The 24,210-nt window shown below is 40.5% G+C and carries 27 protein-coding genes and 1 rRNA gene; 1 reads left to right on the forward strand and 27 read right to left on the reverse strand.

Annotated features, from left to right (window positions below; genetic code table 11):
- From ACIQ0C_RS23100 to metG, 15 genes are all read right to left on the reverse strand, one after another.
- A complete protein-coding gene (locus ACIQ0C_RS23100; RefSeq protein ID WP_403064293.1) occupies window positions 1-981 on the reverse strand; it encodes a sulfonate ABC transporter substrate-binding protein in 981 nt (326 codons plus the stop codon).
- A gap of 311 nt (window positions 982-1,292) precedes the next feature.
- Window positions 1,293-2,246 (reverse strand): ribose-phosphate diphosphokinase, encoded by a 954-nt coding sequence (locus tag ACIQ0C_RS23105; protein ID WP_403064296.1) that lies wholly within the window; start codon window positions 2,244-2,246, stop codon window positions 1,293-1,295.
- 15 nt (window positions 2,247-2,261) lie between these two features.
- Window positions 2,262-3,635, reverse strand: a complete 1,374-nt coding sequence (gene glmU, locus ACIQ0C_RS23110; RefSeq protein WP_403064299.1) for a bifunctional UDP-N-acetylglucosamine diphosphorylase/glucosamine-1-phosphate N-acetyltransferase GlmU — start codon at window positions 3,633-3,635, stop codon at window positions 2,262-2,264.
- A gap of 580 nt (window positions 3,636-4,215) precedes the next feature.
- Window positions 4,216-4,512 carry a septation regulator SpoVG gene (gene spoVG, locus ACIQ0C_RS23115; protein WP_034316332.1) on the reverse strand — a complete coding sequence of 99 codons (297 nt, stop codon included), beginning with the start codon at window positions 4,510-4,512 and terminating at the stop codon, window positions 4,216-4,218.
- 190 nt (window positions 4,513-4,702) lie between these two features.
- Window positions 4,703-5,077 carry a RidA family protein gene (locus ACIQ0C_RS23120; protein WP_137019644.1) on the reverse strand — a complete coding sequence of 125 codons (375 nt, stop codon included), beginning with the start codon at window positions 5,075-5,077 and terminating at the stop codon, window positions 4,703-4,705.
- A gap of 13 nt (window positions 5,078-5,090) precedes the next feature.
- Window positions 5,091-5,915, reverse strand: a complete 825-nt coding sequence (gene purR, locus ACIQ0C_RS23125; RefSeq protein WP_048690004.1) for a pur operon repressor — start codon at window positions 5,913-5,915, stop codon at window positions 5,091-5,093.
- A 61-nt stretch (window positions 5,916-5,976) separates the two neighbouring features.
- Entirely contained in the window at window positions 5,977-6,846 is an 870-nt protein-coding gene (gene ispE, locus ACIQ0C_RS23130) for a 4-(cytidine 5'-diphospho)-2-C-methyl-D-erythritol kinase (RefSeq protein WP_403064302.1), read from the reverse strand.
- A gap of 323 nt (window positions 6,847-7,169) precedes the next feature.
- A complete protein-coding gene (locus ACIQ0C_RS23135) occupies window positions 7,170-7,346 on the reverse strand; it encodes a small, acid-soluble spore protein, alpha/beta type (RefSeq protein ID WP_034316340.1) in 177 nt (58 codons plus the stop codon).
- Between the two features lie 151 nt (window positions 7,347-7,497).
- Window positions 7,498-7,749 (reverse strand): biofilm formation stimulator Veg, encoded by a 252-nt coding sequence (veg, locus tag ACIQ0C_RS23140; protein ID WP_034316343.1) that lies wholly within the window; start codon window positions 7,747-7,749, stop codon window positions 7,498-7,500.
- 313 nt (window positions 7,750-8,062) lie between these two features.
- Window positions 8,063-8,941: a sporulation peptidase YabG gene (gene yabG / locus ACIQ0C_RS23145; RefSeq protein WP_403064305.1), complete on the reverse strand. Its 879-nt coding sequence runs from the start codon at window positions 8,939-8,941 to the stop codon at window positions 8,063-8,065.
- Window positions 8,942-9,140: 199 nt separating this feature from the next.
- Window positions 9,141-10,019, reverse strand: coding sequence for a 16S rRNA (adenine(1518)-N(6)/adenine(1519)-N(6))-dimethyltransferase RsmA (rsmA, locus tag ACIQ0C_RS23150; protein WP_403064308.1), 879 nt, complete (start codon window positions 10,017-10,019; stop codon window positions 9,141-9,143).
- The gene (gene rnmV / locus ACIQ0C_RS23155; protein WP_403064311.1) at window positions 10,012-10,575 is read right to left on the reverse strand and encodes a ribonuclease M5; all 564 of its coding nucleotides are present in this window, start codon (window positions 10,573-10,575) and stop codon (window positions 10,012-10,014) included. The genes rsmA and rnmV overlap by 8 nt, the downstream gene beginning before the upstream one ends.
- 252 nt (window positions 10,576-10,827) lie before the next feature.
- Window positions 10,828-11,982 carry a ubiquitin-like domain-containing protein gene (locus ACIQ0C_RS23160; RefSeq protein ID WP_403064314.1) on the reverse strand — a complete coding sequence of 385 codons (1,155 nt, stop codon included), beginning with the start codon at window positions 11,980-11,982 and terminating at the stop codon, window positions 10,828-10,830.
- A 279-nt stretch (window positions 11,983-12,261) separates the two neighbouring features.
- Window positions 12,262-13,029 (reverse strand): TatD family hydrolase, encoded by a 768-nt coding sequence (locus ACIQ0C_RS23165; protein WP_403064317.1) that lies wholly within the window; start codon window positions 13,027-13,029, stop codon window positions 12,262-12,264.
- Between the two features lie 208 nt (window positions 13,030-13,237).
- On the reverse strand, window positions 13,238-15,199 hold the full coding sequence (gene metG / locus ACIQ0C_RS23170; protein WP_403064320.1) for a methionine--tRNA ligase: 1,962 nt from the start codon (window positions 15,197-15,199) through the stop codon (window positions 13,238-13,240).
- A gap of 620 nt (window positions 15,200-15,819) precedes the next feature.
- On the opposite strand from metG, the gene ACIQ0C_RS23175 reads away from it, so the two are divergent.
- A complete protein-coding gene (locus ACIQ0C_RS23175) occupies window positions 15,820-16,104 on the forward strand; it encodes a transition state genes transcriptional regulator AbrB (RefSeq protein WP_048689982.1) in 285 nt (94 codons plus the stop codon).
- 48 nt (window positions 16,105-16,152) lie between these two features.
- Here the strand turns inward: ACIQ0C_RS23175 and rsmI are convergent, their stop codons facing one another.
- From rsmI to rrf, 12 genes are all read right to left on the reverse strand, one after another.
- Window positions 16,153-17,034, reverse strand: coding sequence for a 16S rRNA (cytidine(1402)-2'-O)-methyltransferase (gene rsmI / locus ACIQ0C_RS23180; RefSeq protein ID WP_402843107.1), 882 nt, complete (start codon window positions 17,032-17,034; stop codon window positions 16,153-16,155).
- Window position 17,035: 1 nt separating this feature from the next.
- Entirely contained in the window at window positions 17,036-17,296 is a 261-nt protein-coding gene (locus ACIQ0C_RS23185; protein WP_402843105.1) for a GIY-YIG nuclease family protein, read from the reverse strand.
- The gene (locus ACIQ0C_RS23190) at window positions 17,283-18,026 is read right to left on the reverse strand and encodes a tRNA1(Val) (adenine(37)-N6)-methyltransferase (protein WP_403064323.1); all 744 of its coding nucleotides are present in this window, start codon (window positions 18,024-18,026) and stop codon (window positions 17,283-17,285) included. Before ACIQ0C_RS23190 ends, ACIQ0C_RS23185 begins: the two co-directional genes overlap by 14 nt.
- Before the next feature lie 177 nt (window positions 18,027-18,203).
- On the reverse strand, window positions 18,204-18,542 hold the full coding sequence (gene yabA, locus ACIQ0C_RS23195; RefSeq protein WP_402843197.1) for a DNA replication initiation control protein YabA: 339 nt from the start codon (window positions 18,540-18,542) through the stop codon (window positions 18,204-18,206).
- 50 nt (window positions 18,543-18,592) lie between these two features.
- Window positions 18,593-19,423, reverse strand: a complete 831-nt coding sequence (locus ACIQ0C_RS23200; protein WP_048689969.1) for a PSP1 domain-containing protein — start codon at window positions 19,421-19,423, stop codon at window positions 18,593-18,595.
- 1 nt (window position 19,424) lies between these two features.
- Window positions 19,425-20,429 carry a DNA polymerase III subunit delta' gene (gene holB / locus ACIQ0C_RS23205; RefSeq protein ID WP_402843100.1) on the reverse strand — a complete coding sequence of 335 codons (1,005 nt, stop codon included), beginning with the start codon at window positions 20,427-20,429 and terminating at the stop codon, window positions 19,425-19,427.
- Window positions 20,430-20,437: 8 nt separating this feature from the next.
- Window positions 20,438-20,878 carry a YaaR family protein gene (locus ACIQ0C_RS23210; protein WP_403064326.1) on the reverse strand — a complete coding sequence of 147 codons (441 nt, stop codon included), beginning with the start codon at window positions 20,876-20,878 and terminating at the stop codon, window positions 20,438-20,440.
- A 24-nt stretch (window positions 20,879-20,902) separates the two neighbouring features.
- Entirely contained in the window at window positions 20,903-21,232 is a 330-nt protein-coding gene (locus tag ACIQ0C_RS23215; RefSeq protein WP_402843095.1) for a cyclic-di-AMP receptor, read from the reverse strand.
- A 101-nt stretch (window positions 21,233-21,333) separates the two neighbouring features.
- Complete coding sequence (gene tmk, locus ACIQ0C_RS23220; protein WP_402843093.1) at window positions 21,334-21,975, reverse strand: dTMP kinase; 642 nt, start codon at window positions 21,973-21,975, stop codon at window positions 21,334-21,336.
- Between the two features lie 39 nt (window positions 21,976-22,014).
- The gene (locus ACIQ0C_RS23225) at window positions 22,015-23,469 is read right to left on the reverse strand and encodes an aminotransferase class I/II-fold pyridoxal phosphate-dependent enzyme (RefSeq protein ID WP_402843090.1); all 1,455 of its coding nucleotides are present in this window, start codon (window positions 23,467-23,469) and stop codon (window positions 22,015-22,017) included.
- Window positions 23,470-23,708: 239 nt separating this feature from the next.
- Window positions 23,709-23,927 (reverse strand): sigma factor G inhibitor Gin, encoded by a 219-nt coding sequence (locus ACIQ0C_RS23230; RefSeq protein ID WP_402843087.1) that lies wholly within the window; start codon window positions 23,925-23,927, stop codon window positions 23,709-23,711.
- Window positions 23,928-24,136: 209 nt separating this feature from the next.
- Window positions 24,137-24,210 (reverse strand): 5S ribosomal RNA (gene rrf, locus ACIQ0C_RS27310); the annotation flags it as partial.

The following is a 24,210-nucleotide window of genomic DNA, read 5'->3' on the forward strand; positions in this document are numbered from 1 at the left end:
TTAATGTTTTTTAAGATCTGCTGAAGCATCCAGAATATTAATCTTGCTTGGGATTAACTTAAGATTGTAAAAAGTATCGGCAATCTTTTGTTGATCATCCAAAACGGCATTGGAAATCTCCTCGAGTCCATATTCTTTTCTTTTCAATGTTTTTTCCAATGCCTCAACACTCATTCCAATTTCCGGAGATAGAAACTCAGCGACATCTCCTGGGTTCTCTTCAATCCACTTATCAGCCTTTATCAGTTCTTCTTTGATAATCTTTAACGCCTCTTCATTCCCGGCAAATGAATCAGTTGCCAAGAAGAATTCACGATTCGCCACAAGTCCATCTCCATCCAGGATCGTTTTCGTTTCAAGTTCCAATTCCGCCGCTGATAAAAATGGATCCCATATTACCCAGGCATCAATTTGATTTCCTTCAAAAGCGGCCCTCGCATCTGCCGGCGGTAAGTAGACCGGGGTAATATCATCAAGAGTAAGTCCTGCTTCCTCTAAAGCTTTGACCAATAGATAATGAACATTGGAGCCTTTATTCAAACCAACCTTCTTTCCCTTTAAATCTTTCACATTTTTGATGGGTGAATCCTTTTGTACAACTATAGCCTCTCCTGATGGGTTTGCCGGTTGATTGGCAATATAGACAAGCGGAGCCTTGGCTGCTTGTGCAAATATCGGCGGCGCCTCCCCTGTGTGCCCAAAATCAAGGCTTCCGACATTCAAGGCTTCAAGCAGCTGAGGTCCTGCAGGGAATTCAGTCCAATCGACGGTATATCCCACTTCTTTCAAATGTGTTTCCAGACTCCCTTTTGATTTTAAAATATTTAATGTCCCGAATTTTTGATAACCGATTCGGATGGTTTTATCTGATTCTTTTGCGTCAGCACTCTTGGAACTATTCTTTTCCTGCCCACATGCACTTACTATCAGCATGAAGATGCTGAAGATGGACAGCAGCCATATCTTTCGTTTTCTCTTCATATTCTGCACACCCTTCTTAAACAATTTATATAAAAATAAAAGGCTCCTTTCCTTCACCAATTGGACAATAGGGCAAAATGATGCCTAATGTTCAATGGTAAGTGAAAAGGAGCCTTCGGTAGTCCGATCGGCGTTAACCAGTATGCACTTGCGTAGTACAGTTTTTCATTCCATGAATTTGAATTGAATTTGTATAGTTATTTTATTATTACTATTCTCATCTGTCAACTAAGGATTAAAAATTTTCTGAAACCTTTAAACAAAAACACGGCGAGCCCGAAAGGCCCGCCGTATTTTCGTTTATTTTGTTATCAATCGAATAATGTGCTGACTGATTGTTCCTCATGTACACGAATGATTGCCTCTGCAATCAAAGGTGCTACAGAAAGTCCAACAATTTTATCGATCTTCTTATCTTTAGATAGGGCAATCGAGTTAGTCACGACCAATTCCTTGATCGTTGAATTTTGAATCCTTTCGATGGCAGGACCTGAAAGGACTGGGTGAGTACAACAAGCGTACACTGCTTTAGCCCCATTCTCCACAAGGGCATTGGCCGCTAATGTAATAGTTCCTGCAGTATCGATGATGTCATCAATCAGTATTGCTGTCTTCCCTTCAATATTACCAATGATGTTCATGACTTCAGCCACGTTCGGTCTTGGGCGGCGCTTATCGATAATGGCGATCGGTGCTTTTAGGCGATCAGCCATTTTACGGGCACGTGTTACACCACCATGATCTGGGGAAACGATGACGATATCACTTAAATCTTTTTCCTTGAAGAAATCAGCTAAAATCGGAACGGCAACAAGGTGATCGATTAGAATATCGAAGAAACCTTGAATTTGAGGTGCGTGAAGATCTAATGTGATTACACGGTGGGCACCAGCCGTTTCTAAAAGATTTGCGACAAGTTTAGCTGTAATCGGTTCACGCGCACGCGCTTTACGATCTTGTCGGGCATAACCGTAATATGGCATTACAATATTGATCGTTTTAGCTGAAGCACGTTTAAGAGCATCGATCATAATTAAAAGTTCCATTAAATTTTCATTCACTGGTTGGCTTGTTGATTGGATCACGAATACGTCACAGCCACGAATACTTTCTTCAATATTAATTTGAACTTCACCGTCACTGAAACTTGTTACGCTACATTTTCCAAGTTCAACACCGATTGCAGCAGCAATTTCCTGAGCTAAATCGAAGTTTGAATTTAAAGAGAATACTTTTAAATTAGGATCTAAATACTGATTTGACATGATGACCTCCGTCGGTTATTTATTAAATTTCAAATTTTTGACATAATCTTCTTTGTTAACTTGACGAGCCCGAGCAACGGATAGGGCTTCCTGCGGTACATCATGCGTGATGGTTGAACCAGCAGCTACATATGCCCCTTCTCCTACTGTCACAGGTGCAACCAGATTAGAATTGCAGCCTATGAAGACATTGTCTTCAATCTTCGTCAAATATTTATTTTTCCCGTCGTAATTCACGGTAATAGATCCGCAGCCTATATTAACATTCTCCCCAACCTCTGCATCACCAATATAACTCAAATGTGACGCCTTGCTTCCTTTGCCAAAAACGGTCTTTTTAATTTCGACAAAATTACCGATCTTAACGGAATCCTTAATATCTGATTGAGGCCTAACATGTGCGAATGGACCGATTTTAACAAAACTTCCAATACTGCTTTCGTGTACAACCGATTGGAGGACTTCCGTTCCATCACCAATTTCACAATTACTGATTTCCGTATTCGGGCCAATCAAGCAATCCTGCCCGATAATACTTTTTCCTTTAATGAATGACCCAGGGTTAATGACTGTGTCCTGTCCGATTTGCACATCCGCTTCAATGAACGTTGTAACCGGATCGATGATCGTTACACCGTTCCTCATATGCGTTTCATTGATGCGTTTCCGTAAAATTTGCTCTGCCTGCGATAAAGCCACACGGTCATTCACACCCAATGTCTCCTCGAAATCACTGGATTGGAAAGCCGTCACCACTTCGCCTTCTTCTTTTAAGATTTCAATAACATCCGGTAAGTAATATTCTCCCTGGACATTTTCATTTGAAACTTTTTTCAGCGCGCTAAATAATGCTTGGTTGTCGAAGCAATATGTACCGGTATTTATTTCCTTAACATATCTTTCTTCTTCAGAAGCATCCTTATGCTCGACGATTTTTTCTACAAGTCCGCCTTCACCGCGAAGGACCCTTCCATAGCCAGCAGGGTTATCTGCATATGCTGTTAAGATTGTTGCTTTCGCCTGACTTTGCTCATGCAATGCTATAAGCTCTCTCATTGTTTCCGCTTTAATCAGAGGCGTATCACCGCAAATAACAAGGGTCGTGCCACTTTTTGCGGATAAAACGCTTTCCGCTTGCTTTACAGCATGTGCCGTACCTAATTGCTGTTCTTGTAAGGCATACTTGCATGAATCACCAAGTTGTTCTTGAACCTTTTCAGCACCATGGCCGATGACTGTTACAATATCTTCTATTTGAAGTTGATTGACTTGATCGATAACATGTTGTACCATTGGTTTCCCGCAAACAGGGTGCAAAACCTTATAAAGCTTAGATTTCATCCTAGTACCTTGCCCAGCGGCCAATATTATTGCATAGCGATTACTCATAACAGGCCTCCATTTTCACCTTTTTATCCACTAAAAATATTATCTCAAATAGTGATTCTTTTCAAGGTAACAATTAAAAGTACATATAATTGTCAACCAATCAGGTGAAAAATTTCCGATATCCGACAGCCTTACAAAGGTTAGCATTGGATCTTGGGACATTATTTTACATGAAATTAATGATGTATACCCGGTCAATGTACAGAAATCACATATCCTCCCCCTTTATCCCAAAACACTGCCACGACCGCGCCACGCCCTATGTACAAGCCATTTAGAAGCACTGCACCCGTTGTTAACTCCCATTCCGAGATCAGGTTACCGGTTCATTTTATCTTAGGTCATTAGGCGGTCCTACTTACAATATCCGGTTAAACAAAAAGGTTTAAAAAATAAAAAGGATGGGTACTTAAACTTTAGATAAAAACGTAAGTTTTACAATTTATTAAAGCAAATGTCTGTATGATGGGCGGATAAGTTCTAAACTTATCTGTTTTTGAATAAATAAAAAAGAGCACTACTTATGAAGTAGGCTCTAGATGCACGAATTATAAATTTAAAGTTTAAAAGTAAGGTTATTTTAAGAAGCACCTGCTCCAGCTTCCTCTAATTCAGTTTCAAGTTCTCCCAATCGATGATATTCTGTCAAGACAGCTTCTTGAATTTTCCCGCGTGTCGAGGAATTGATTGGATGAGCGATATCCCGGAATTCTCCATCTGGAGTTCGTTTACTTGGCATTGCTACAAATAAACCATTGTTTCCGTCGATCACACGAATATCATGAACCACAAATTCATTATCCAGTGTAATTGATGCGATAGCTCTCATACGACCATCCGTATTCACACGGCGTAATCTTACGTCAGTTACTTCCATTTAAGCTCACCATCCCTTTTTGTTGTTGTTAAAACTTAAAGTACATATTCAACAAAAAAACGTGAACTCCTTCTATTATCTGTAATTTTTTTAGAAAATTCAGCCTAGTTTTTAAAAACATTAAAAATTATCCTTATATTACAGAAAAATTACCCATTACGAATTCCCTTAAAAATAAAAAAACGCCCGTTTATTTAACGAGCGCTACCACTTCTATTTCCACTAGTGCATCTTTAGGAAGGCGGGCAACCTCTACACAAGAGCGGGCAGGTTTGTGAGCAGAAAAATATTCTCCGTATATTTCATTAATCGAACCGAAATCGTCCATACTTTTAATGAATACTGTAGCCTTAATGACAGTTTCCAATGAAGCCCCAGCTTCTTTCAATACGGCTTGGAGATTCTTAAAGACCTGGTGTGTTTGTTCCTTGACATTCCCTGTCACCATTTCACCAGAAGCAGTAAGTGGGATCTGTCCTGAACTGAAAAATAACTTATCCACGATCACGCCTTGTGAATATGGTCCGATCGCTGCCGGTGCTTCATCAGTATGTATCGTTTTCATGAAATCATTCCCCCTATTCCTTTTTCGTAAAATAATTCCCACGGCTGACCTTGATTTTCTTGTCTCTTTCGACCACCTGCGTCAACTTGATTAAAGAAACATAGTCCTCGACAAGGCACTCCTCCGTATGTTCGGATTCGACCAGCACCGCAATTCCGGCAACTGTTGCCTTAAATTCATCCAATAGACTGACCATACCGTTAATGGTACCTCCAGCCTTCATGAAATCGTCTACAATCAATACATTCGAACCCTCAACCAAGCTTCTCTTAGAGAGTACCATAGTCTGGATCCTCTTTGAAGAGCCAGAAACATAATTGATGCTCACTGTAGAACCTTCCGTTACTTTATTATTCCTACTTACAATGACAACTGGAACATTCAAATAATTTGCCACGGCGTATGCTAATGATATCCCTTTGGTTGCCATCGTCATGATGACTGAGACATTTTTCTTGGCATACATTGAAGCGATTATCCTTCCAACCTTATTCACGGTTTGCGGATGTCCTAATATGTCTGTCATATATAGATAACCGCCAGGAAGTAGCCTTTCGGGACTAGCGATCGTATCGCATAATCCGTCAATGAAGGCATTGACCTCTTCTTCCTTGATGGAAACAATATATTTCACTCCACCAGCCGCACCTGGAACGGTTGTTAAAGAACCTATCCCGCGTTGTTCAAAGGTATCTTTGATGATTGTCAAATCTTCACTTATCGAGGACTTCGCCGAACTATATCTTTCAGCAAAATAAGTCAGCGAAACTAGCTCCCCTGGATGTTCTAATAAATAATTGGTCATATCGACTAGCCTCTCGCTGCGACGAAATTTCATTGAGACACCCCCTTTGTGAATTCCGAATATTATATAGCAACTATACCACTAATGTACGTTTCTATTCAAGATTGTTTCGATCACCCAACAAACGGACCGCATAGACCTGATCACAGAATCCACGAAGACCATTGTAAATCCTCTGCATGCGCGAATCATGTTCCACCAAACCAAAAACGGTCGGACCGCTTCCGCTCATCAAGACAGAATCTGCTCCAAATGTCTTCATTTGATCTTTAATGTTCGCAACCTCCGGGTATAACTGCAATGTCACTTGTTCGAGAACATTCCCCAACCCTTCACATACTTCGTGATAATTGTTTTCCATAATAGCCGAAATCATTCCAGGTACATCCGGATGCTCCATTTTTGAAGTTTGGAGCCTTTTGTATATATCGGCAGTCGAAACGCCGATCGTCGGTTTGGCCAAGATGACCCAGCACTTTGGCGGTGCAGGAAGATGCGTGATTTTTTCCCCGCGCCCTCTGGCCAATGCCGTACCTCCATATACACAAAATGAAACATCAGAGCCAATTTCAGCTCCGATTTCCGCAAGTTCATCCATGGAAAGACCAAGCTTCCACAGTCTATTTAAGCCTCTCAAGGTTGCTGCGGCATCACTGCTTCCACCAGCAAGTCCTGCGGCTACAGGTATATTTTTCTCTATAGTTATGGAAACACCTTTATTGATTCCAAAACGTTCCTTTAGAATAAATGCAGCTTGATAAGCTAAATTCCGATGATCATCCGGAACAAATCGATTATGGGATAGAATTTGAATATGATTTCCCTTTATTTCCTTTAGTTCAATTCTATCGGCAAGGTCGACTGTCGTCATGATCATTTCCACCTCATGATACCCATCAGGCCGTTTGAAAAGCACATCCAAAGCCAAATTAATTTTAGCCGGGGCTTTTTCCATAAGCTTCAATATGTCCACCTACTTTAACGTTCTTAAAAGTTCTTGTCCTATTCTATCATATTTGTTTATATTCTAAAGGTTTTTTCATCGTAATTTCAATGTAATGAAGCTAAGAGTGACCCTTAGAGGAGAATAGACACATGTAGGCACATTGGAGAGCAACCACTTCCTGCATCCCAAAAGACTTGCTACATATCCATATAGCATTCACCGATACATAAAAAAACCAGACTCCTTAACTACAATGTAAGCAAAAATGAATAGAGCTATACATTGTATAAAGAGTCCGGCTTCTTTCAACATGACGGCATGATACAATTAAGTGTCTTATCTTACTCTTTGTTCACCAATTGACGTTGTGCTTTTTCGATAGCAAGTTTTACCATGTTCCCTGCGTCCCTGGCCCGGATTCCTCCCCAGCCTTCTTTCTGGACAACATCGTAAAATCCAAGTTCTTTAGCCAATTCCTCTTTAAGATCATTTGACATAATCCCTTTTTTCCTGCTCAAGCGAAGCAACCCCTTTCACATGCCGTCACATGCCTAGTGTTTGCATCATACGCTATTTCATTACATCCTTTTTAAACCTTTATTGGGGTTCACAGGATATTCCATGCAAAACAAAAAGCAGCAAACAAAGTTGTTAGCTGCCTCGTCTAAGTTACATCTCTTGTTGTTTGTTTAAAAATGTTAGTTCTACGGTTTCCGTTAAAACATCCGCATAGCTGTAAGATACTCTTTCAAACGCATTTTCATCTTGGTCGAGCTCAATTACAAAAACAGCCGGATAAGTTTCCGCCAAAGTTCCAAATCGTTCTACAGTCTTTCTTCTTCCACCGTTTGCTTTTAAGAGCAATCTTTTACCTAGGTTTGAATCAAGTGCAGTTTTAATATCAGCTAGAGTTTTTGGCATTTTCGGTCCACCTCACTAAGTTAAGTATATCACAATTTACAAATATACGCAAACAAAATAATAAATTATATCAGCACTTAAAAATGTAGTCAATATATTTTTATCTGAAATTCGGCAAAATCGCGAACAATTTTATTATATCCTGGGAAATGAAAAATTATGTAAACGAACTATTCCATTATTATTAAGCCGAATTTTCGTAATTAAATCATTCCATAGTGACATTGCTCAACAAAAAATCCGTTTTTTTGTGAGGATATCCGAAATCTTACCCCACCAAAAGCAAGCTGCATTCTTTCAAAATGCAGCTCGTTCATTCTTCCTGAAATGGCTTGAAAGGCAACCCGGTCCGTAACACTCCTTTTGTCTCAATCCCCCCCAGCCCCTTCTCTCCCGTTAATGTATTCCGAAGGACATCCCATACATGAATATGATCGGAAAAAGGCGTAAAACTTATCTTTCCGACGATATATACCGGATCAAGAGCATGTATATTAACACGGGAAGGAGAACTTGCGAAATTTGCCCCCGCTTGGATCAGCGATTCAAAATGCGACTGACAAGCCCCGGCAAATATAATCAGTTGGTCTAAATGAGAAACCCTCCTTCGCGCTTCTCTAACTGTCTGTACAAAATCCTTTGAGTGACGGTAGGCATTAATATCGGACATCGGTCCTTTTGATTTTGAATAGGCATCATGACCTGTGACAACAAGAATATCCGGCCGATAATGATCCAACAACCCCCCGATTCTTTGGGACATTTCCTTTTCATTGCAATAGATGCCATTGACCGGAATACCGAATTTCTGATAAAGATCCATGCATTTCCTTAAGTAAGATGCATCCCCATCAACATGGAGGACTCTCCCTGGTATTTGAAAATATTCACCGCTATACCGATAGCCATTACTGGATTGATAGCCATTTTTTTGTTGTTGCAGCTCTAGATCTTGTGTTAATAAGCGGTCAGATTGTTCTTGAAGTACCTCATTCGACCTTTGTCGATCATTTCTTTCATTATCATTAATAATCATTAAATCTTGAAAAGGTGCATCTGCAATCAGTCGGATATCTTCCCCATAAAGAACAGCTTCACGCCTTCCGTCAATATCACGGATATCGATTACCCGGAACAACACGTCGCATTTATAAGAAATCCGACCAACAATATCGTTTATTTGAATATTCATGGCCCCACCCCATGAGAAGACTTATTTTCAGCCCGCCCTAGTTTATTTTCATTCTTAAGTTATGCGAACCATTCTTGAATGGTGAAAGGTGGAGATGATTACATTTTCGGGTACGTTCCGTCGGATGGGGCAATTTCAAAATAAAAAAAGCCGGAAGCTGGGAGTGACCCCATTCCGACTTGAATCTTTCACATTTTCTTTATTTGAAATTCGGCAATAACGCATCACTTAAGCGGCCAAATTCTTTGATGCTCAGTGTTTCGCCCCGTCTGGAAGGATCCACTTCCGCGGCTTCGAGGGCGGCAAGTATGTGTTCCTTTTTCGATTTACCATCTGGCAGCTGACTGGTTAAGTTATTTAAAATCGTTTTCCGACGCTGTGCAAAGCACGCCCGGGTCACAGTGAATAAGAAATCCTCATCAAGGACTTCGACGATTGGCTTCACGCGCCTAGTAAGGCGGATTACAGCTGAATCAACATTAGGCTGAGGCATGAATACCGTTTTGGGTACGATCATCACTGTTTCGGCTTCTGTATAATATTGAATGGCAATGGATAACGAACCATATTCCTTTGTCCCAGGTTTTGCGGCAATTCGATCAGCCACTTCCTTTTGCAGCATGCACACAATGCCTCTAATGGGCAAGTCCTCGGACAATAGCTTTAAAATGATCGGCGTCGTGACATAGTATGGCAGATTTGCAACGACCATCAAGTCCGAGAATCCAGCAAATTCATCCTCGATGACCTTCTTGACATCAGCCTTAAGAACATCCCCGTGAATGATGTTTACATTGTTATAGGGAGACAGTGTATCCGATAAGATGGGCAGTAGACGCTGATCAATCTCAAAGGCAGCAACCTTTTTGCTGCTTTTCGCCAGTTGTTCCGTCAATGCCCCGATTCCCGGCCCAATTTCGATGGCGCCGCTTTCCTCCGTCAAATTGGCATGTTCGACAATACGTTTCAAGATATTCGTATCGATTAAAAAGTTTTGGCCTAAGCTCTTTTTAAAGGAGAATCCGTATTTCTTTAATATTTCTTTCGTTCTGACAGGGGTTGCAATATCCTTATTCATTTTTTTCCTCCTGAATTATCTGTACCATCGCTTCCTCAAAAGCCTCAGTTGATATTTGGAACATTTTTAGTCTCTTATATAACTGTTTACCATTGGTAAACCCGATTTTTAAAATAGATCCAAGTTTTTCCCTACGTTCCTTGGCACCGGATCCCCCGATTAAACCTGCATCTATTAAATCCTGCTGTGAAATCTCTTCTGAAGCCTCTTCATCCATTATTTGGGCGTCCTTTAAAGCATTACGAATTGCCTCAGGAGAAGCATGTTCCACACCAATTCCTCTACCTGACTTAGGAAGGGCTTCCTTCTTCGTTAAAAAGGCGTGTTTACAGCCTTTTACTTGTTCTGAAATTATATTCCTGATTTTTTGACCAGGAAAATCAGGGTCTGTGAAAATGATGGCTCCACGTGTCTTTTGTGCAAGCCTCACCTGTTCAATACAGGAATCATTCACTGCTGATCCGTTGGTTTCTATTGTATCAGCATTAACAGCCCTTTTTATCGCCACTGTATCGTCTTTTCCTTCTACAACAATAATTTCTTTAATCTTTTTCATGGTTTCCTCCATACAGAAAAGCGCAAGCCGCTTTGATTAGCTCTTGGATAAACGTAACCGGTCCCCCGTAAAATTTTTTGGGTATAGAATCCATTCAAGATCATTTATGAAAGTTTACACGCATATATTGAAATCTTATGGAATGATGAGACGTCTATCTTATTAAAACAGTTTTACATGGGGTTTTTCAACAAATGGAAAATAAAACGCAAAAAACAGGAGACGAATTCATCTCCTGCGAGAGAAACCTTATTAGTCCAATACGCGAATCTTTACTCTCTTTACACCCCAGCGATAGGCATCATTTTTTGAGGAAAAGAAGACGTCAATCTTATTTCCCTTTATTGCTCCGCCTTTGTCAGCCGCTACAGCATAGCCATATCCCTCTACATATACTTTCGACCCCATAGGAATTACGCTTGGATCGACAGCAATGATTTTCGCACCTGGATTACTCTTTAGATCTACTCCTGTGGACGTGACTCCGGAACAGCCCTTACAACTGGCAGTATAAGCTGTTGATGATACGTATATTTCTTTCCCACTTGAAGAACTAACGTTAGTTACTCCCCGTGATGCCTGGGCAACCGTCGTTCGAGTTCCGACCGTTACAACTTTATCCTGCTTTTTATTAACTACTTTTTCTGAAAGTAATTCTCTTTTGACCTCTTTGCCATTTTCTTTAATAACTTCATATTCCTTGGAAACGAGCCCGTCTTTTCCTTCTTTGACAATTTTCTCTTTCCCTTTTGATAAAGAGTCATCTTTTTTAGTTATGACAGCAAAGTCAACTGGTTCTTCCACTACATCGGTGACTTTTTCAATTCGAACTACGTTTACCGTATTCTCAGCCTCAACTTTTTCGGTTAATTCTGGCTCAACTCGATCCAAATCATTGAGTTTTACTCCTTGTTGCTTTAAAAAGTCAGCGACAGTAGTCGAAGTTGACCATACCTGCTTTTCGTCTCCACCTACCACTAATTTCAGTGAAAAGGCTTTGTCTATGGCAACTTCCATATTCGCTTTCAGCTTCGTATTTTTTGAAGGGGTGATCTTATCCTGTTCCTTCACACTAAGATTTTGGTCTTTTAAAAGTTCATCCACCGAATCGGCGGTGGACCAGACTTCCTTCTTCTTGCCATCCTGCACCATGATGATTTTTTGTGCAGGCTTCCAAACCACCTCCAAATCATCATCAACCTTTGTGGCTCTTGATGGGTGGACATAGTCTGCGGCTTGAACGGTAATCTCTAAATCTTCCAACATATCATTTACAGTAGCCGCGTGTGTACGCACTACCTCTTTTTTTCCATCTAGCATGATTGTTACTGTATCCTTTGTTCCCTGATATATTAGTATTCCCAATGCTGTAGAAACAAGAATAGCACTGCAAATGGCAATGGCCATTCTCTTCTTCCCAAAAGGTTTGGGAATAAGGTTTTTCATAGTTTTTAATAGAATGAAAAACTCCTCCTTCCTCCCGGTGATTATATAGACTTAGTTATCAAGCTGTCAACCCATTCACTTCTCATTCAGGAAATTACTACCTATTATGCATATTCCATATTGAAAAGGAAAGGGCGACTTCTCGACATAATAAGCCTATAGTTGGAGTGAGATTTGTAGAAACCTTAAAAAAGTGCGATTTTAGCTAGCAAACCCCGGGAGATATTGTAAAAAAAAATGTCAGTTAATGCCGAATAATTTCTTGGCATTTTCCGTTGTCGCCTGGGAAACTTCCTCTATTGTAAGTTGTTTGATTTCTGCAATTTGTTCAGCAACAAGCTTCACATATGAAGGTTCATTACGCTTCCCTCTATAAGGATGGGGAGCCAAGTAAGGGCAATCGGTCTCAATCAGTAAACGGTCTAAAGGTACGGCTGCTGCCACTTCCTTTGGTTTTTTTGCATTCTTGAAGGTCACAGGTCCACCCAATGAAATATAAAAATTCATATTGATGCACTCCAAAGCGGTTTCTGCACTTCCGCTAAAGCAATGCATGATGCCTCCAACCCTTGATGCCTCTTCTTCCTTTAGTATGTTCACGATATCCGCAGTCGCTTCCCGATTATGGATGATAATGGGCAGCCCCACCTTTTTTGCCAATCGGATTTGCTTCCTGAACACCTCCATTTGAACATCTTTCGGAGATTTATCCCAATGATAGTCCAGGCCCATCTCACCAATGGCCACAACCTTTGGATGATTGGATAATTCCTCGATCCATTGTAAGTCCTCTTCTGTCATATCTATAGCATCCACAGGATGCCATCCGACTGCGGCATACATGAAATCATAAGCTTCTATTAATTCCATTGCCCTTATAATGGTGGGCCGGTCAAAACCAACGACTACCATATTATTGACCCCTGCTTCCTTAGCTCTTTCCATTACGTCTTCGAGATCCTCGTTGAATTGTTCCGCATTTACATGTACATGTGTGTCAAATAACATTATTTTTCTTCCTTTCTAGCACTATTTTATAAAAAAATGAAAGTTTTATGTTTCACATTTAGGTAACAAACAGATTACAAAGGAGCCTATATGCCCAACAAATAAATGTAGAACCAAAAACAAACCTATATTACGTTACTTTTTCCAAAAGCATAAAGAAAAAAACATAAAAATGTTTCATATGAAACACTTTTATGTTTTCATCCGTTTATTTCACTTTTGAACCATTTGGAATCGATGAATCTATTGTAGCGACAGAGAGCACACCATCCTGGCTTCCCGCCAAAATCATTCCTTGAGAGAGCTCGCCACGAAGTTTAACAGGTTTCAAATTCGTTACGCATATCACTTTTTTCCCTACTAAATCTTCTGGTTTATAGTGCTGTGCAATGCCTGATACGACTTGCCGTTTCTCATAGCCCAAATCAAGCTGAAGTTTAAGAAGCTTATCCGCCTTCTTTACAGGCTCAACTTCCATTACCTGAGCAACACGAAGCTCGACTTTTGTAAAGTCATCGATAGTGATTTCATCAACCTCTGGAATCATCTCTTCCACTTTTTCCTCGGCCTTAGGGGCATCACCCTGCATTTGTTCTTTAATATATAAAACTTCCTCTTCCATATCCAAACGAGGGAAGATCGGGTCTCCCTTCAAGACTTTTGTTTCAGCAGGAATTTGACCGAACTCAGCTAAACTGTTCCAGGATTTTAACACATCATCCTCGATGTTAAGCTGAGCAAAGATTTTTTCCGGTGTTTGCGTCAAGAACGGTTTTAAAAGGATTGCCGTCCTGCGTAATGATTCCGCCAAATGAACCATGACGCTGGCAAGGACTTCTTTCCTTGATTCATCTTTAGCAAGAGTCCATGGCTGGGTCTCATCAATGAATTTATTAGTTCTGCTCACGAGTTGCCAAATGGATGTTAGTGCAACTGAAAATTCCATGTTTTCCATTGCTTCCTCATACTTGCCTACCGTATCTTGGTTCATTTCAAGCAAAGCCTTTTCGAATTCTCCATTGGATCCTTTGTAATTTGGAATCACACCATCAAAATATTTATTGACCATTGCAACTGTTCGATTTAATAAATTCCCTAAATCATTTGCCAGGTCAAAATTGATCCGTTCCACAAACCCTTCCGGTGTAAATACCCCATCGGAACCAAATGGTACTTCACGCAATAAATAGTAGCGTAAAGAATCCAAACCGTAACGATCAATCAATGTAACGGGATCCACTACATTTCCTTTTGATTTGGACATTTTACCATCTTTCATGAGAAGCCATCCGTGGGCAAAGACTTTCTTCGGAAGCGGCACGTCAAGAGCCATTAACATGATCGGCCAATAGATCGTATGGAAACGAACGATTTCCTTTCCGACCAGATGTACATCGGCCGGCCAATAATTCAAGTATTTAGAATCATTATCCGTTCCATACCCTAATGCCGTTATATAATTGGTCAAAGCATCTATCCATACATAAATAACATGCTTTGGATCTCCCGGCACCTTGATGCCCCAATCGAAAGTAGTACGTGAAACGGCCAGATCCTCCAATCCAGGCTTGATGAAGTTATTGATCATTTCGTTTTTGCGGGATTCCGGCTGAATGAAATCCGGGTTTTCCTCATAAAACTTAAGTAACCGATCCGCATATTTACTCATCTTAAAGAAATAAGATTCCTCTTTTACCTTTTCAACAGGCCTGCCGCAATCAGGGCAGTTTCCATTGCTTTCTTCCACTTGACGTTCCGTGAAGAAAGATTCGCAAGGTGTACAATATAACCCTTCATATTGGTCCAAATATATATCACCCTGGTCCAATAGCCTTTTGAAAATCTTGGCTACGACCTCTTTATGGCGATCTTCCGTCGTCCTGATGAAATCATCATAAGAAATATCAAGCTTTTCCCATAGTTCTTTAATCCCTGATACGATATTATCTACATATTGCTGTGGAGTGATTCCTTCCTCAGCCGCTTTACGCTGGATTTTTTGACCATGTTCATCAGTTCCTGTTAAATACATGACATCGAAGCCACGCATCCTTTTATAACGAGCCATGGCATCCCCTGCCACTGTCGTATACGCGTGCCCTATATGTAAATTGCCACTCGGATAATATATGGGTGTCGTGATATAGAATGTTTTTAATTTATCTTGCACTTCGTTCCCTCCTCATCATTTGAAAAACCGGCTATGGGACTGACCCAAGCCATAAGAATATATATTTAAGCTTTATCTCTATTTTAACGCTATATACAATTCTGCGCGACAATAATCACTAATCTAATCATCATGTTAATAGAATAAAAAAATGATAAGTAAATCTCACTATAAAAATAAGGGGACTTCCCTTCTGTCAGCATTACCTCTTACCTCAACAAAATATACCTAAATTTCTTTTTTTGTGCAACAACTCACATATTCATAAACTTTTTCAGAAAATTATCCTTAATTCAGAACTTTTGTTTTGAAACTAAAATATATTTAATCATATAATGGTGAAGTATGTTTTCATATGCATACTTTGTCGAAATGTGGTGAAGTGAGTAGTTCTTTGTAATCCTGCATTTCTTTACTTTTAAAGGCATAACCGATTTTTTCTCTTTAAAAGCCATTTTGTTATACAAATGGGCCATGCTATTTCTTACAAAAAAATGAAAATAAATCATTGACGAATTTGGGAATGGCTGGTATTATAAATTTATAAAAAAATTTGTCGAATAATGGCGAAAAAAATAGAAATAGGGTACTAGATTGTAACTGAGAGGAGAATTTTTTAAATGAAATCTACAGGTATTGTTCGTAAAGTTGATGAGTTAGGCCGGGTGGTTATTCCAATCGAACTTCGTCGTACATTGGGTATCGCTGAGAAAGACGCTCTTGAAATCTATGTTGATGATGAGCGCATCATCTTGAAAAAATACAAACCAAACATGACTTGCCAAGTTACAGGTGAAGTTTCCGATAACAACCTTACACTTGCCAATGGTAAATTGATTCTTAGCCGTGAAGGTGCAGAATTACTTATTCAAGAAATTCAACAAAACTTCACTGCTTCTAAATAAAATGATAAAAAAACTTCCGGTCTCCGGAAGTTTTTTTTATGCTTATTATTATTGTATATCAATGTGAAACGCTTGATATACATCGCGTTTTTGCATATTGCGATCTTTTGCGACCTGCTTGATTGCGTCCTTTGAACTGAACTGCTTAGTTTCTATATAATGATTAACATGACCGACGATATCAAGGGCCATCCACCAAGCTTCTTCCGATTCATCCTCCGACCATTGCCCGCCTTCTATTATCAAACAGAACTCACCCCGAATTTCGGATTCCACCGCCCATGTCAATGCTTCACTCACAGTCCCTCGAATGAACTCTTCAAATTTCTTGGTTAATTCGCGGCATAATACTATACGACGGTCACCTAAAATTTCATGCATATGTTTCAATGTTTCTTTCAATCGATGTGGCGATTCATAAACGATCCAAGTTGATTCCATTTTTTTTAATTTTTCCAGTTCCTGCTTTTTTTCCTTCGCTCCCCGTTGTAGAAAACCATAGAAGTAAAAAGGCTGGGGAGCCAGCCCAGATGCAATCAATGCAGTTAATGCAGCATTGGCCCCCGGCAACGGAATGACTTTAAACTGTTCGGCAATGGCATCTTTGACCAGTTCATATCCCGGGTCGGATATCGTCGGCAAGCCAGCATCACTTACCAATGCAATGACCTCTCCAGATCGAAGCCTCTCAAGCATTTGCTTCCCGCTATATTCCTTATTATGTTCATGGTAACTTACGATAGGTGTCGAAATTTCAAAGTAGTTGCATAATTTCTTCGTATTTCGCGTGTCCTCAGCAGCAATGACATCCGCTTCCTTTAAAATTCTTAAAGCCCGGAAACTCATATCCTCAAGGTTGCCTATCGGTGTAGGAACCAGATACAGAGCCGGCTCCAATCCTTCTTTTTCAAAACTCTTTTGCTGCCACATATCATGTATCCTCCTTTGCCATCCACTTTTGCTTTTGTTTTCTTGTTAATTGCTTGAATTTATATTCAGCCTGCATGGCCAATGTCCGTGTTTCGAATATTTCATGATAAATGAGTTCAACCGGGGTTCGGCCTCGTGTATACTTAGCACCCCTGCCTTGATTATGAGCGTCAATCCTACGGAGCAAATCATTGGTATACCCAGCATAATAGCTGCCGTCCCTGCATTCTAAAACATAAAAATAATGCTTATTCCTCTCCATATAGAATCCTTCTGATTTCCGGATTATACTCATTTTGATCATTATATACAACAAGCGGGGGAAGAATCTTCAAATCAGGGTTGCCGTCCTTTATCCCTTCTATGAGAATCGTATTCGCTTCTTTTGAACTTTTTGGATAAACGAATTGCAGTCGCTTCGGTTCAATTCTGTACATCCTCATAAAATGCAGGATATCCATCAGACGGCCCGGTCTATGAACGAATGCGGCTTTCCCACCTTGACGTAGCAACTGGCTTGAAACACGCATGACGTCCTCAAGATTACACAATATTTCATGTCGGGCAATTGCAAAGTGCTCATTTTTGTTAATTTCCTCGATGGATGGCGTCGGGAAATAGGGTGGATTGCAAGTAACGACATCATATTTGCTATACCCTATCTGTTTTGGAATTTCTTTTATATCTCCATGAATCATCTCGATTTGGGAGGATACACCATTATAGTCCATGCTCCTCTGGGCCATGTCATATAACCGCTCTTGAATTTCAACACCGGTAATTGTCCCTTTCGTTCTTGTACTCAGCAGCAAAGGTATGACCCCATTGCCCGAGCAAAGATCGACAATTTTCCCTTTTTGGATCGGTACATTCACGAACCTTGATAATAAAACGGCATCTAATGAAAAAGAGAACACCGATGGGCTCTGGATGATCCTTAAATTCTCAGCCAATAGATAATCCAGGCGCTCATCTCCATTAAGTTCTACCATTGCTGTTACCCTCCTAATCATGTATGGAAAAAGCATGTTTAGGGTCCATGCTTCTACATCACTATCGTACAAAAAGGGGTCTGACTCATAGTATGCGTCAGACCCCGAATCACTATATATTGTAAACGGTCTATCTATCACGTAAAAGAGATGGAACATCTTTTATATTATCCATTATCACTTCTTGTTTAAAAAAGATAAACAGAACAGGCAATCCCCTTCTTTTCGTAAACTGCCAAAATGCAGATTGCAAATATGAAAGCCTTCTTGATAGATACGGGCTAAATTATCATAGCCTTCCCCGATATCCATAACCTTTTCCGCACTTGCAGTACGGTTTTTCACTTTTTGTTTGACCTTTACTGCAGCAGGCGCACTTTCGACTTCCACAAGGCCCAACCGATGGCGCAAATGCTCGTTCTCCAGCTTGAGCGACTGATTTTCCTCAAGGATTTCAGCTAAGTTCTGCTTCAATTCTCCAAGCTGCTTATATAATTGGCCTATCTGGGTTTCCATATTGGTCACCGACTCAAAAATATCTTTCTTATCCACGCTCTCCCACCACCTTAATAATCTGTGGCTTGAATAGAAACGGCTCCCTCTTTTAGAATCTCATCTAGAGTATACTCTAATACTCTTTCTTGCCCGATTAGTTCAATCTGAAGTACGCGTTCTAGAATATTAAGCCCCACTACCTTGCCTTTGCCACCAGGCGTATTAATCATTTCACCTAAATCAGGAAGCATTTCCTTCGCACTTTCATACTCATCATTTTCATATTTCAGACAGCACATCAATCGACCGCATAAACCTGAGATTTTTGTAGGGTTTAATGATAAATTCTGATCCTTCGCCATTTTGATGGAAACCGGTTCAAAATCTCCAAGAAATGTGGAGCAACAAAGCATTCTGCCACAAGGTCCGATGCCACCAAGCATCTTTGCCTCATCCCTTACCCCGATTTGGCGCAGTTCTATGCGAGTTCTGAATATGGCAGCTAAATCTTTGACTAAATCACGGAAATCCACGCGACCATCCGCTGTAAAATAAAACACGACTTTATTTCTGTCGAAAGTATATGACACATCAACCAGCTTCATATCCAGCTTATGTTCCACAACCTTTTGACAACATATAGTGTAAGCCTCTTCTGCAGCCGCCTTGTTCTCGTCTACAATCAGCTTATCTTTTGCATCAGCGACTCGAAGTACTTTTTTCAATGGCAGGACAACATCGTTTTCATCTACTTGTTTACGGGCTGTAACGACTTTACCGAATTCAACACCGCGGACAGTCTCCACTATTACAAAATCGTCCTTAGGAATAGCGAATTCACCCGGATCGAAGTAGTATATTTTGCCCGCCTTTTTAAAACGGACACCTACAACATCATACAAATCATGATCCCTCCTGCAAATTCAGCACAAGCTGTTCCATCAACAGCTGTGGATTCGTGTTGGACATCAGCTTCCTTTTTGCTTCCAAAATGCAACCCATATGTTCAGCAAGGCGTCTTGGGGAAAGATGAAGAGCGTGAGTTTCAAATTCCTTCAGTTTATTCTGGAACACAACGAAGTCCTTTTTGTCCAACTGAATGTATAATAAATCCTTATATATAAGAAGTAACAAATCAAGACCTCTGTCAACCTGTTCTCTTTCTTTAAAGTGTGTGAACCAATCCGTCTGAAGATACAGCATTGCCTTCAAGGAATTAAGTTTTAACACTTCATATAATTTTACCACTATTTTTTGAGCTTGTACAAACCATTCATCATGGCTAAGCTCGATTCCAGCTTCCACATTCTGTGTTATGTGGGCGATAACCGAGGCCAGCTGCGGTTCTAACTCCTGTTCCATCAGCTTCCGTTTTACATTCTCCGGAGATAATGGCTTGAACGAAATCACTTGGCACCTTGATAATATAGTCGGAAGAATCCTCTGAAGCTGTTCGGTCATCAATATTGCTACAGTATCAGCCGAAGGTTCTTCTAAAAATTTCAATAGACTGTTGGCTGCCCCCACCGACATTTTGTCAGCATCGGCAATCATATAAACCTTCCGATCTGCTTCTACGCTTTTTTTCGAGAATTCTTCCTGAAGCCCCTTGATTTGTTCTTTCTTTATTGAGAGGCCGTCTTTTTCTATCAAATGGACATCAGGATGATTCCCACTTGAAATCCGTTTGCAATTCCGACAAAGTTCGCATGGCTCATAACCTGCTGTCGGGGCTTCACAAAGTAAGCTTTTGGCAAAGGCAATGCTTATGTCTTGCTTACCTGTCCCTTTTTCCCCTTCAAATAAATACGCATGAGCCACCCTGTTTTTCGTTATGCTATTTTGCAGCATCGTCATTACCTGCGGCTGAATTTCACTCATGTCCTGCCATGTTTTATCCAAAACCATCAACTCACTTAAGTATATAAATTAATCAGAAGACCTTTAATTTCACCAATCATTTCCAATATTTCAAGCGAACTTTTCTCTTTACTAAGAATTTCCTCGCTTAACTCAACTAATCTTGCATCTATCGTTTCCACGGTTTTCAATGGCCGGCTCTGTCCATATTCGTTCCAGCTCGTGGATTGCTTCAGTTCCAGTCCATATTCGACCGCTTCTTTAACAAACCGTTTCACCAATGCTTTATATTTTGCCAATTCCCTAAAAGTACGTGATCTTACTAAACGCTGACCCACCCCTTCAATATCGCCTATCAAACGGTTTAATGTTTGGATTTGCATCTTTTGATCCTGTGTCTGGACCATTTGTTGAAATTTGCCATTTCCAGTTTGAAATTGTTTGGCATCCTGACGCGATTTATCCAGCTTAATAGGGATATCATGGTTGATTTTCATAATGAACCTCCCTGAAACTAACCGTTAAAATTGTAAAAAGGTTTCAACCGGCAGAACAAAAATGGTCGCACCGCCCACTTGAATCTCCACTGGGTAAGGTACATATGACTCGGCATTCCCGCCCATCGGCGAAACCGGTGATACTAATTGGGATCGTGACTGACAATTCTGTTTGATGATATCGATGGCTTGGTCAACACGTTCATCCTCTGTGCCAATCATAAAAGTCGTATTACCTGATTTTAAAAACCCGCCGGTGCTGGCTAGCTTGGTCGTTCCGAAATTATTTTCCACTAATTGATTCAGCAGGCGATGACTATCCTTGTCTTGAACGACAGCAATGATCATTTTCATTCTCATCATCCTCCGGTTACTCTGAATTTTTACTAACTCCATTATAGCAACTAGTCCTTGCCTGGAATAGTATTGGTTGAATAATATGGAAACCTATATATTCAGTTTCCCGCTTTCGCTAAAAAATCCAACAAGCTGGCTTTCGTTTCCTCAAAGACTTCATCTATTGTCCGGCCTGCATCCACGATAATGAAACGGTCTTTCCATCTATTTATAATGAACTGATACCCCTCACAAACTTTTTTATGGAAGTCAAGGGCTTCAAGATCCAGCCGGTTCACTTCCCGTTCCCCATTGGACTGGATACGTCTCAATCCCTCCTCTGGGTCGATGTCAAAAAAGAGCGTGGCATCTGGCATCATATCTCCAATTGCGAATTTATTGATATTGTAAACTTCTTCTATATCCAAACCCCTTGCATGACCCTGATAGGCTAACGAGCTATCTATAAATCGGTCACAGAGGACAATTCCCCCTCGTTCCAACTCAGGCATGACCACTTCCACTAAATGCTGACGCCTTGCTGCTGCGTATAATAAAGCCTCTGTCCTGGAGTCCATGGCTGTATTATCTTTATTAAGGATCACTTCCCTAATTTGCTCCGAAATGGGAACTCCCCCTGGCTCACGGGTTAATAGAACTTGATAGCCTTCTTGTTGCAGAGCCTTGCCAAGCATTTGGGTAATGGTTGTTTTCCCGGCACCCTCAGGCCCTTCCATTGTTATAAAAATACCACGTTTCATCGATGTACCTCCAAGGTTCTTTGTTTGTAGTATATCATTTTAACCAGTCTGCCCGCTTTCATAAACGATCAATTCTCCGTTTGATAGGGAGGAACCGCCATGAAACCTTGATCCCATTTCCAGCAGTCTCCGTAAATTGGATATATGCTCAGGAGTAATCATTTCCCCGGACATAATTAAAGGGATGCCTGGCGGATAAGGAATGACCATCTCGGCAGATACCTCACCGGCTGCTTTCCCTAATACGACAGGTTTGGATTTACTATGCTTCATGACGGAGTAGGGCATTTCAAGCCCTGTCATTGACCTTCCATCAGGCCAGAAGACCCCAAGATCTGCTTCCTTGTTTCCAGTCCTGTCTTCAGTGGCACTTTTTATAGTTTGTACGATTTCATGAAAAGGAAAATCGGTACCTATTTTTAATAAGGGTAAAATCATTAATAAATTATCAGGATCAGCCAATTCTGTAAAAATGCCTTCGGCTTCACATAGCTGCTGTAACTCAAATCCGCTTAAACCATTTGTTGATTGAATGACTACTTTCAACGGGTCTGCCAAGGTGCCTAGTGGTGCCTCCAGCACCCTTACTGTTTGGAGGGCTCCTAATTCTCCTCTGAAGTCTGATATCTTTTCAACAAGGGATCTTTTATCTTCTGAAGTAAAAGCTGCTAAGTAGGCCCTGGCCAAGTCGAGCGAACCCATAATTGGGTATGATGGGCTGCTCGACTGAAGCATTTGTAAATAGAATGATACTTGATCGACATCAACCAAAGATGAATTCACATGAAGATATGACCCCATCGTCATCGCCGGCAGTGTTTTATGCGCTGAATGGACAACAGCGTCTGCCCCTGACAATATGGCCGACTTGGGAAATGGACTCCCTAACTGAAAATGAGCGCCATGTGCCTCGTCCACCAGTACAGGAATCCCCTTTTGATGTGCGAGCCTTACCATTTCCGTCAAGTCTTCACCAATTCCATAATAATTAGGATAGGTAACAATGATGGCTTTTACATCTGGATGTACACTCAAGGCTTCTTCAATTAAATTTGATCCTACACCGCCAGCAATGCCCCATTTTTCATAATAATCTGGTTGTAAAAAAACCGGTTGTACATTCGCTAACATCAATCCATGTAAAATTGATTTATGGCAGTTTCTTTGGACAAGGACCTTATCACCTTCCCGGCAGGTTGCAAGAATCATGGCAATGTTGCCTACGGTTGACCCATTAACAAGAAAATAACTCCGCTTTACCCCATATAAATCAGCGAGTAGTTGCTCGGACTTTAAAATGGCACCCTCTGGAGCATGCAGGTCATCTAAACCGCTTATCTCCGTGGCATCAATACCAAGCAGGGGGTTGTATAAGGCTTGGCCCTTTTTATTAAACACCCATCCATTTTTATGCCCTGGGACATGCAGGGATATGGGGCTTTTTTTATGAAAAGCACTCATTGCATCGAACAACGGTGTTTGTGATTGATTCATTTTTCTCTTCCCTCATATCATAGTATTTTTTCATTTTATCAAATAAGTACGATTTTATCTCATATTGCGTCGACAGAAAGGCAATTATGCATCACTGAACAGTCTGTTTGGAGGGAACATACAGAAACATGGGAGCATGTTGCCAAGCATTCTTCTAAAGTACCAAAAAAAGAATCAGAGACTAAAGAAACACACATTTCTTTTTTCTCTGACTCTTTAACTTTCCACAAACTATTTTTTCATGATAATATTTCAGGATTAGTGATTTTTCTTAATTGCTTTAAGTAATATTGGTACTTGGGATCGTTCGTATCCGTCCCGATCATATCCCTTTCGCATTCCTCACAAATAAAAGTCGTATATAGATGTATACCCATCCCTTTTACTTGTTCACAAACCGCGCACGTTTCCCCTGCCGTTGTTTTGGTTGTTGTTGTCCCCAACATCTCCACCTCCATACCTGCATTCTCCCCAAAAACCATTGTTCGCATACATTAATTTAAATAGTTTAAGAGAACCCGGGGATGCTTTTAACAATGTATGATGAAGAATTTCAATACGTGTATGTCTTTATAAAAGTTTCCATAATTGATAATCCCTTTATATCCAATGATTTTTCTTTGCATTAAGCAAAAAAGACCAGCCAGATGGCTGATCTTTTTAAATGGCTTGGCGGCGTCCTACTCTCACAGGGGGAAACCCCCAACTACCATCGGCGCTGAAGAGCTTAACTGCCGTGTT

The sequence above is a fragment of the Peribacillus sp. NPDC096448 genome (assembly GCF_044762675.1).
Lineage (GTDB): Bacteria > Bacillota > Bacilli > Bacillales > DSM-1321 > Peribacillus > Peribacillus frigoritolerans_B.

Bases quoted from the DNA above. Each gene is read 5' to 3' on its own strand.
- tmk (WP_402843093.1), bottom strand. From the start codon at position 21,975: ATGAAACGTGGTATTTTTATAACAATGGAAGGGCCTGAGGGTGCCGGG.
- ACIQ0C_RS23190 (WP_403064323.1), bottom strand. From the start codon at position 18,026: ATGGTAGAACTTAATGGAGATGAGCGCCTGGATTATCTATTGGCTGAG.
- ACIQ0C_RS23230 (WP_402843087.1), bottom strand. From the start codon at position 23,927: ATGGAGGTGGAGATGTTGGGGACAACAACAACCAAAACAACGGCAGGG.
- yabA (WP_402843197.1), bottom strand. From the start codon at position 18,542: ATGGAAACCCAGATAGGCCAATTATATAAGCAGCTTGGAGAATTGAAG.
- rsmA (WP_403064308.1), bottom strand. From the start codon at position 10,019: ATGAATAAGGATATTGCAACCCCTGTCAGAACGAAAGAAATATTAAAG.
- ACIQ0C_RS23100 (WP_403064293.1), bottom strand. From the start codon at position 981: ATGAAGAGAAAACGAAAGATATGGCTGCTGTCCATCTTCAGCATCTTC.
- spoVG (WP_034316332.1), bottom strand. From the start codon at position 4,512: ATGGAAGTAACTGACGTAAGATTACGCCGTGTGAATACGGATGGTCGT.
- ACIQ0C_RS23175 (WP_048689982.1), top strand. From the start codon at position 15,820: ATGAAATCTACAGGTATTGTTCGTAAAGTTGATGAGTTAGGCCGGGTG.
- ACIQ0C_RS23105 (WP_403064296.1), bottom strand. From the start codon at position 2,246: ATGTCAAATCAGTATTTAGATCCTAATTTAAAAGTATTCTCTTTAAAT.
- holB (WP_402843100.1), bottom strand. From the start codon at position 20,429: ATGGTTTTGGATAAAACATGGCAGGACATGAGTGAAATTCAGCCGCAG.
- veg (WP_034316343.1), bottom strand. From the start codon at position 7,749: ATGCCAAAAACTCTAGCTGATATTAAAACTGCACTTGATTCAAACCTA.
- purR (WP_048690004.1), bottom strand. From the start codon at position 5,915: ATGAAATTTCGTCGCAGCGAGAGGCTAGTCGATATGACCAATTATTTA.
- glmU (WP_403064299.1), bottom strand. From the start codon at position 3,635: ATGAGTAATCGCTATGCAATAATATTGGCCGCTGGGCAAGGTACTAGG.
- ACIQ0C_RS23185 (WP_402843105.1), bottom strand. From the start codon at position 17,296: ATGGAGAGGAATAAGCATTATTTTTATGTTTTAGAATGCAGGGACGGC.
- rnmV (WP_403064311.1), bottom strand. From the start codon at position 10,575: ATGAAAAAGATTAAAGAAATTATTGTTGTAGAAGGAAAAGACGATACA.
- ACIQ0C_RS23160 (WP_403064314.1), bottom strand. From the start codon at position 11,982: ATGGCCATTGCCATTTGCAGTGCTATTCTTGTTTCTACAGCATTGGGA.
- ACIQ0C_RS23225 (WP_402843090.1), bottom strand. From the start codon at position 23,469: ATGAATCAATCACAAACACCGTTGTTCGATGCAATGAGTGCTTTTCAT.
- ACIQ0C_RS23210 (WP_403064326.1), bottom strand. From the start codon at position 20,878: ATGAAAATCAACCATGATATCCCTATTAAGCTGGATAAATCGCGTCAG.
- ACIQ0C_RS23120 (WP_137019644.1), bottom strand. From the start codon at position 5,077: ATGAAAACGATACATACTGATGAAGCACCGGCAGCGATCGGACCATAT.
- rsmI (WP_402843107.1), bottom strand. From the start codon at position 17,034: ATGTGGCAGCAAAAGAGTTTTGAAAAAGAAGGATTGGAGCCGGCTCTG.
- ACIQ0C_RS23215 (WP_402843095.1), bottom strand. From the start codon at position 21,232: ATGAAAATGATCATTGCTGTCGTTCAAGACAAGGATAGTCATCGCCTG.
- yabG (WP_403064305.1), bottom strand. From the start codon at position 8,941: ATGAATATTCAAATAAACGATATTGTTGGTCGGATTTCTTATAAATGC.
- ACIQ0C_RS23165 (WP_403064317.1), bottom strand. From the start codon at position 13,029: ATGTTATTTGACACACATGTACATGTAAATGCGGAACAATTCAACGAG.